We start from the raw sequence: 7867 nt of genomic DNA, 5'->3' as shown, positions 1-7867 counted from the left end.
CCCCGCGCGCCGGCGCCGGGGGGGGCCCGGCCCGCCCGGGGCGGGGGGGGGGGGGGGGCCCCCCCCCGCCCCCCCCCCCCCCCCCGCCCCCCCCGCCCCCCCCCCCGCCCCCCCCCCCCGCCCCCCCCCCCCCCCCCCCCCCGGGGGGGGCCCCCCCCCCCCCCCCCCCCCACGCCGCTTCAGCGTCCGACCCGGTCGAGCTTGGCGACCGACAGGTCGAGCACTTTCATGCCGGCTTTGCCGAAATTGATCTGCGCGCGCGCGTTGCTCCCGCCACCCTCGATATTGACAATCACCCCTTCGCCGAACTTGGCGTGCGCCACCGATTCGCCGATGCGCCATCCCGGCCCGTTGCTGGCCGCTTTTTGCGCGATCTGCTGGGCGATCTTGTTGTCCGAGCCGCCGGTAAACTTGGCGTCGTCCCAGGCCGACTTCTTGTTGCCGAACCAGTGCGATTGCACGCGCGGCGAAATCCACTTGAGCGCCTCTTCGGGCAGCTCGTCGAAGAAGCGCGATTTCATGTTGTAGCGGGTCTGCCCGTGCAGCATGCGCGACTGCGTAAAACTCATGTACAGGCGCTTCCTCGCGCGCGTGATGGCCACGTACATCAGGCGCCGCTCTTCGTCCACGCCATCCATCTCGCGCGAACTGCTCTCGTGCGGGAACAGGCCTTCTTCCAGGCCGGTGATGAACACGGCGTCAAATTCGAGTCCCTTGGCCGAGTGCACCGTCATCAGTTGCAGCGCATCCTGCCCGGCCTGGGCCTGGGCGTCGCCCGCTTCGAGCGAGGCGTGCGACAGAAAGGCCGACAGCGGCGACATGACGACGTTCAGCGGCGTATCGGCGTCGATGATCTCGACTCCCTCGCCTTCGACCAGCATCTCGCCCACGCTGGCGTAAGTCTTGGGACCGAGGTAAGCTGGCGCGCCCTGGCCGAAGCCTTCTTCCTGCACGAACTGGGTGGCCGCATTGACCATCTGTTCCAGGTTCTCGATGCGGTCGGCGCCTTCTTTTTCGTTCTGGTAGTGCTGCAGCAGGCCGCTCGCTTCCAGCACCACGCGCACCATCTCGGGCAGCGCCAGTTGCCCGGTCTCGAAACGGGCGCCTTCGACCAGCTTCACAAAACTATTGAGCGAGGAACCCGACTTGCCCGCCACGTAGGGCACCGCCGCGTACAGCGAAATGCCGTACTGCTCGGCGGCCGCCTGCAGCGCCTCGATCGAGCGCATGCCGATGCCGCGCGTGGGGAAGTTCACCACCCGCAAAAAGGCCGAATCATTGTGCGGATTGTCCATCAGTTGCAGGTAAGCGATGGCGTGCTTGACCTCGGCGCGCTGGAAGTAGCGCTGGCCGCCGTACACCGTGTACGGCAGGCCGGCCGCGAACAGCGCATGCTCGATCACGCGCGACTGCGCATTGGAGCGGTACAAAATCGCGATCTCGCTGCGCAACGCACCCTCAAGCATCAGGCTCTTCGCTTCCTCGATGATCCACTGCGCCTCTTCCAGGTCGGACGAGGCTTCGTAGATGCGCACCGGCTCGCCGTGACCGGCATCGGTGCGCAGGTTCTTGCCCAGGCGCTTGCTGTTGTTGGCGATCAGGTGGTTGGCGCTGTCGAGGATGTGGCCGTGCGAGCGGTAGTTTTGTTCGAGCTTGATCAGGTTCTCGACCCGGAATTCGCGCTCGAAGGCGCTCATATTGCCGACATTGGCGCCGCGAAAGGCGTAAATGCTTTGGTCGTCGTCGCCCACGGCGAACAGCGCGCCGGCCACCTGCTGGCCCTGCCCCGCCAGCAGCTTGAGCAGGTTGTATTGCAGGTCGTTGGTATCCTGGAACTCGTCGACCAGGATGTGCTTGAAGCGCGCCTGGTAATGCTCGCGCAGCGGCTGGTTGCGTTGCAGCAGCTCATAGGCGCGCAGCAGCAGTTCGGCAAAATCGACCACGCCTTCGCGCTGGCACTGATTGTCGTACAGATCGTACAACTCGACCATCTTGCGTTCGATCGGGTCGTGCGCCTCGACCCGATTGGCGCGCAAGCCCTGGTCCTTGGCGTTGTTGATGAAATACATCAGGTTCTTGGCCGGGTACTTTTCGTCATCGACATTGTTCGCTTTCAGCAAACGTTTAATCATCGACAACTGATCCTGCGAATCGAGGATCTGGAAGGTTTGCGGCAGCGCGGCATCGCGGTAATGGGTGCGCAGGAAGCGGTTGCACAAGCCGTGGAAGGTGCCGATCCACATGCCGCGCGTGCTCACCGGCAGCATGGCCGACAGGCGCGTCGTCATTTCCTTGGCGGCCTTGTTGGTAAACGTCACCGCCATGATCCCGGCCGGCGAAACCTGGCCGGTCTGGATCAGCCAGGCGATGCGGGTCGTCAGCACGCGCGTCTTGCCGGAGCCGGCGCCCGCGAGAATCAGGGCGCTCTGCGGCGGCAGGGTGACGGCGGCGAGTTGTTCGGGATTGAGGTTGTGGAGGAGATTTTGCATCCCGTGATTATACCGGCGCGCCGCCATTGGACGGCGACGCTTTCGCTGGCGAACGGGCTTCCCGGCCGCCGGCTGCCGCCGGGGTCGCGCCTTCGGCCCTGGCCGCATCCGTGGCAGTGGCGTCGGCTTTGGCCGGCGCGGCGCGGCGATACGTCGACACCAGGGCGCTGGCCGGGTCGTTGACCGACAGTACGCCATCGCTGAGGCAATACGCCAGCGGCTTGGGCAAGGCCGCCATCAGCAGGTTGACGCACTGCGGCTTGTCCGGATCGGCGGCGACGATCTTGTAGGGATAGCTGAGCGGCCTGGCGTCGTCCCCGGCGAGCGCCAGCTTGACGCTTTTTGCATCGATCACCATCACGCCGTCCTTGAAGGTGCGCTCAAGCTGGGCAATCTCTTTTTCGCCGCCGTGCACGGCCTTGGCCTGCGCGACCATGGGCGCCAGGTCGATGACCCAGCGTCCCTCATTGCACAATCGATATGCAATTAAGTTAACATTGCGAGGCCGGGCGCGCGTGGCCCCGGCACCGGCCGCGCCAGGCCGCGCGCGACGGCGTCGCGCAGCACCTCGCGCATCACGCGCTCGGCCGCTTTGCCGTGCTGGTCCATCTCGCGCCCCAGCACATTCATCTTTTTACCCAGCGCGTCCATCGGCTTGCCCGCTTCTTTCATTTGCTCGCCGATGGCGTCGAGCGGCGCGCGCGCCTGTTCGATCCTGCCGTGCTGGCGCTCGAGCTGCGCGTGCTGCACGTCGAGCTGGCGTTCGATGTCGCTCAGCTTGACATTGAGCTGGTCGCGCCTGGCCGACAACTGCGCACGGGTCGGGCCGCCGGCGTCGTCGATCTGGCGCTCGAGCTGCACGATCTCGCGCTGCAAACGGGCTTGCTGCGGCGCCAGAGCCGCGATCAGGCCGGCGATACGGCGCGTCTCGGCATGTTCGGGCTGGTCGGCGCCGGCCTTGCGTTCCATCTCGCGCCCCAATTGCTCGACCACCTTGCCGTGCTTTTCCATTTCCTTGCCATGCACCTCCATCTGGGCGCCGAGGCGCTTGAGCGGCGCGTAGGCGGCGGAAACCCTGGCGATCAGGGCCGGGTCCTGCACCACGTAGGCCTGGTCGCCCTGGCGGAACCACAAAAAGTCCCCCTGGACGGTGTGCTTGGCGGCGGCGATGTCGTCGACATCGCGGCTGTCGCCACTTAACATGCCCTTGCGCTCGGGGCCTTGCACCAGCGCATACGACATCTCGCCAGGACCCTTGGTAATGCTGAGGGGAAGACGCGGCGGCGCCGGGGGAGCGGGCGGCAGCGGTGGCGCGGGCGGCGCGGCGGGAACGGCTACGGCGGCGCGCAAGGCCGGGATGGCTGGCGGTGCCGGCGGGGCTGGCGGGACCGCCGGCGCGCTGCCGGCGCGCACGGCTGTCGCCGGCGCCGGCGGCGCTGTCTGCGCGTTGGCGTAAAAGGCGGCGCAAGCGGCCGACAGGCCGAGAATCGGCAGCGCCATTTTCCAGTTCAGTGGTTCGGTATCCGGGCGGACCAGGCGTTTGATGCGGGACATAAGATTTCCTCCGTGAGCCCCATGGGCAAGTTGAGGGGTGGAGAACTGGAACTGGTCCAGTTCGGATAATGCAAGCGCCAGACGCCGCGGTTCGCCGAGCATGCTTGCTGCTAAATCATCTGCAATCTGTTCGCGCTCGATCCGCACCCGGTGCGACAGCCACCACACCGCAGGGTGATAGAACAGCACCATTTCGATCGCGCTCTGGATCAGGTTGACCAGGTAATCGAAGCGCTTGATATGCGCCATTTCGTGCGCCAGCAGGGCTTCGAGCAAATCGGGCGGCATGCCGCTCACCAGCGAAGCCGGCACCAGGATCACCGGTCGCCACCAGCCGGCCGTCACCGGGCCGGGCAAGTCGTGCACCAGCCCCAGCGCGACCTTGCGCGCCACGCCGAAACGCAGCGCCAGCCGGTCCACTCTCGCCTGCCAGGCGGCGTCGCGCAGGTAGCGGCCCGGTTGGCTGCGACGGCGCACCCAGGCCAGCCCGAGCATCAGGCGCAGCGCCAGCAGGCCGGCGCCGCAACTCCAGAAAAACATCAGCAGGGGCAAGCGCTGCTGCAACACCGGTTCCCAGCTGGCGACCTGCGCGGCCAGCAGCGGCGCGTCGGCCTCGCCGGCCGGCATGGCGATGGCGCGCAGCGGCAGGATGGTGGTGGCCGCGGCCTGCGCATCGAGCATGCGCTGCACTGTTCCAGCCAGCGGCAAGGCGGCGCACAGCAGCAGCGCGGCGCAGCCGACGGCGTAGCGCAGCTGGGGCCGCGCGCCGCGCAGCAATCCCATGCCGATGGCGGCCAGGCAGCCGATCAACAATCCCTGCCAGACAAAGTCGAGCAAGGCCCAGCCCAGGCTGGGCACGATGACGGCGAGCATGGCGTTCATGGGTGGGTTCCTGCGTGCATGGTCTCTCCGTCAAAGGGTGAATGTAGAATAAAATATCTAGATACTTTTGTCTAGAACTATTTTTCTACTTCCCGGGCAAGCGCGGGCGCGGCCCGGGTGAGCATGACTGTAGAGAGGAGGGGGCGCATGCTCCAGCGGCAGGCGATGGGCGGTCGATTCCGGGGAACAGGCGACCAAAACGCGGGCCTGGCGCGCAGGCAGGCGGCCCAAGCCGGCATTGGCGTCGTCAATGCCGGCTTGGGAACAACTAGAGCAGCGGAAAGCCGAGCTCGCGGCCGCCGTCGCCAAGGCGCGCCATGAAGTGGGCGATACCGCCCATGCCGACCATCAGGTCGGCGGTCGGCGCCACCGGGTCTTCCGCCAGCCACACCAGGCTGCCGTCGGCGCAGCGATGCCCGAGATGCGCGATGGTGCCGGCCAACGTGGCCGCCTTGTCGCGCCAGGCCGGCTCGCCCAGCGTGTGCGCCGCTTCCAGCAAGATCTCGCCGATCCCGGCCAGGCCATGGCAGATGGTCAGGTTGGGCGCGCGCAGATGGCCGTCGATGGCGCCCAGCGCGCGCCGCGCCAGCAGCGCCATGGCCGGGTCCCCGGTATGCCGGTATGCGCGCAGAAAAGTCAGCGCGATGCCGGGCGCGCCGTGGCACCACCAGTTCCACACCGCGCCCTGGCGGTCGCTGTAATGCCACTGCAGCGCCGCCGCGCCATCGGGCGCCAGCGCATGCGCTTCGAGCCAGCGCAAGCCGCGTGCGGCACTGGCGCGGCTGGTGTCGTCATTGAAGCGCGCGCCATGCTCGAGCAGGAAGAACACCATCCCGGCCACGCCGTGGGCGAAGCCACTGATGGTTTCGCCGGACATGCCGGGCACGCCCTCCGGCATGACCCAGGAGCCGTCCGGCGCCTGGGTGTCGGCCAGGTAGCGCGCGCAGCGCCCCGCCATGGCCAGCGGCGCAGCCGTGCCCAGGCTGTGCGCGCACAGCATGGCGGCCAGGCCCTGCCCCGCCGCGCCGTGCGTGAGGTCGGGCCAGGTGATGGGCGCGGCGAACACCCGGGCCACAAACTGGTCGATGCGCGCCGTGGCCGGCACCAGCCCGGCATGCACGGCTTCGGCGATGCCGACCGCCACGCCGGCGTCGCCGAAGTGCAGGCCCGGCATGCCGTGATCGGGCGTGAGGGCGTCCGACAGCAGCCAGTCCACGGCCTGGTTCAGCGCCGGCGCGGCGTCGTCGATGGCGATGCCGGCACGCCGCAGGCGCGCCAGCGCATACACCACGCCGGCCACGCCGCGATTGGCGCCGCGCCGCAGTTCGTACGAGGAGGCCTGCTCCTGGCCACCCGCCCCGTTCGCGATGCCCGCCGACAGCCACAGCCCCGATTGCGGATCGCGAAAGGCGTGGCGCAGCAGGCCCAGGCCGGCGCCGCGGGCGCAGGCGCCAAAGTCGATGGGTGGCGCCGGCGGCATGGCGGTCGCGCACGCGCCGCCCGCGCCCAGGCGCGCTTGGTAAGCCGCCAGTTGCTGGCCGATGGCGGCCAGGGTGGGCCGCGCCAGCGGGTCGTCGTCCACCCCGGCCAGCACCACGTTCAACAGCGCCTCGGGCACCGACGCGGCCAGATAGCGCACGTTGCGCACGCGCGAGCCGGCGCGCGCGAACAGGGTGCGGCGCGGATCGAGGCCGGTCAGGGCGAACAGGATCAGCGCCGCCACCGCATGGATATCCTGGGCGAAGGTGGGCGCCGCGCCGGCCTCCTGTTCCGGCGCCATGAAGCCCGGCGTGCCCTTGCCGAACACGGGACTGGGGTCGCCCACGTGCTGCGCGATCTCCAGGTCGAGCAGCCAGGTGTCGCCATCGTCGCCGAGCCAGACATTCGACACGCTCAGGTCGCGGTGCACGAAGCCGGCGCCATGCAGCCGTTCGACGGCGCCGACCAGCCGGCGCAGCGCGTCCAGCAGGCGCAATTGGCCGGCATGCCCGGCCGCGCTCCACGGACCGCGCTGCAGGGTCGCCTGCACCACGCTTTCGAGGTCGGCCCCGGGCAGGTAGGTCATCGCCAGGTAGCCGTCGCCGTCGACCTCGAAGTACGGGTCGCACGCCGGCACGGGCGCCACGCCTTTCAGGCGCGCGTGGATCTCGCCCTGGCGCCGCAGGCGCACCCGGATGTCGCGCCCGTGGATATCGGACAGGCAGTGTTTGCGCCCCTCCTTGATGATCCGTCCCGCCACGTCCTGCTGCGAGCTGGCCAGGATCGCCAGGTAGACGTTGCCCTTGGCGTGCTGCTTGACGACGTCGACCAGCACATAACCGGGGCCGAAGGTCGCCGCGCCGCTGGTGCGGCTGGCAGGGGCCGGCGCGGGTGCGGCGGCGAACGGGCAGGCGGCGAAGGATGGCGGCACGAAGGGCTGGGTGTAGGCGTCGGCAATGAGCTGGCCGGCGCCGTCCCGGATGTACAGGTGGTGCTGGCCGAGCAGGTCGCGCTCGACGATGGTGTTAAAGCCGCCGTAGCGCGCGTACACCAGGTTCCCGAGCGCCATGTCGGAGGTGATCACGGGGCCGTTGAAACCCTGCGTAGCCCGCACCAGCTGGGCGGCCAGCGCGCTGGCGGCGGCGTCGTCGGCCGGGTAGATGGTGCAGAATTTGCCGACCTGGGTGGCGCCCAGGTTGCCTTCATTGAGCAGTCCCAGGATGGTGGCGTCCCTGGCGATCTTGAAGGGTACCTGGCCGTCCCGCAGGATGGGAACGATGGCGTCGAGCAGGGCGTGGGCCTCGGCCGGCACGCTCGAGACGTGCAGCTTCCAGCCCTGCACGCGATCGGTGCGGCCGACCTTGAGCCACACGCCGCTGGTCGCGGGCGCCAGGCCGTGGTCAAGCAAATGGTCCTGGTAGGAAGGGGTGGTCGGCAGCGCGCTGTCGGGTGATGGGTTCATG

The 7867-nt window shown here is 68.7% G+C and carries 4 protein-coding genes; all 4 read right to left on the bottom strand.

What is annotated here, in order from left to right; all coding sequences use genetic code 11:
- Positions 1-179: 179 nt before the first annotated feature.
- Positions 180-2489 (bottom strand): UvrD-helicase domain-containing protein, encoded by a 2310-nt coding sequence (locus tag F0185_RS22295; RefSeq protein WP_167228186.1) that lies wholly within the window; start codon positions 2487-2489, stop codon positions 180-182.
- Positions 2490-2496: 7 nt separating this feature from the next.
- Positions 2497-2964 (bottom strand): hypothetical protein, encoded by a 468-nt coding sequence (locus tag F0185_RS22290; RefSeq protein ID WP_167228184.1) that lies wholly within the window; start codon positions 2962-2964, stop codon positions 2497-2499.
- A gap of 11 nt (positions 2965-2975) precedes the next feature.
- Positions 2976-4925, bottom strand: a complete 1950-nt coding sequence (locus F0185_RS22285; protein WP_167228182.1) for a M56 family metallopeptidase — start codon at positions 4923-4925, stop codon at positions 2976-2978.
- 268 nt (positions 4926-5193) lie between these two features.
- A complete protein-coding gene (locus F0185_RS22280) occupies positions 5194-7866 on the bottom strand; it encodes a class III lanthionine synthetase LanKC N-terminal domain-containing protein (protein WP_167228180.1) in 2673 nt (890 codons plus the stop codon).
- Position 7867: the final 1 nt, after the last annotated feature.

Origin of the sequence: Massilia rubra (assembly GCF_011682065.1) — a bacterium.
Taxonomy (GTDB): Bacteria; Pseudomonadota; Gammaproteobacteria; order Burkholderiales; family Burkholderiaceae_D; genus Telluria_A; species Telluria_A rubra.
This window is presented reverse-complemented; position numbering and strand designations above follow the sequence as displayed.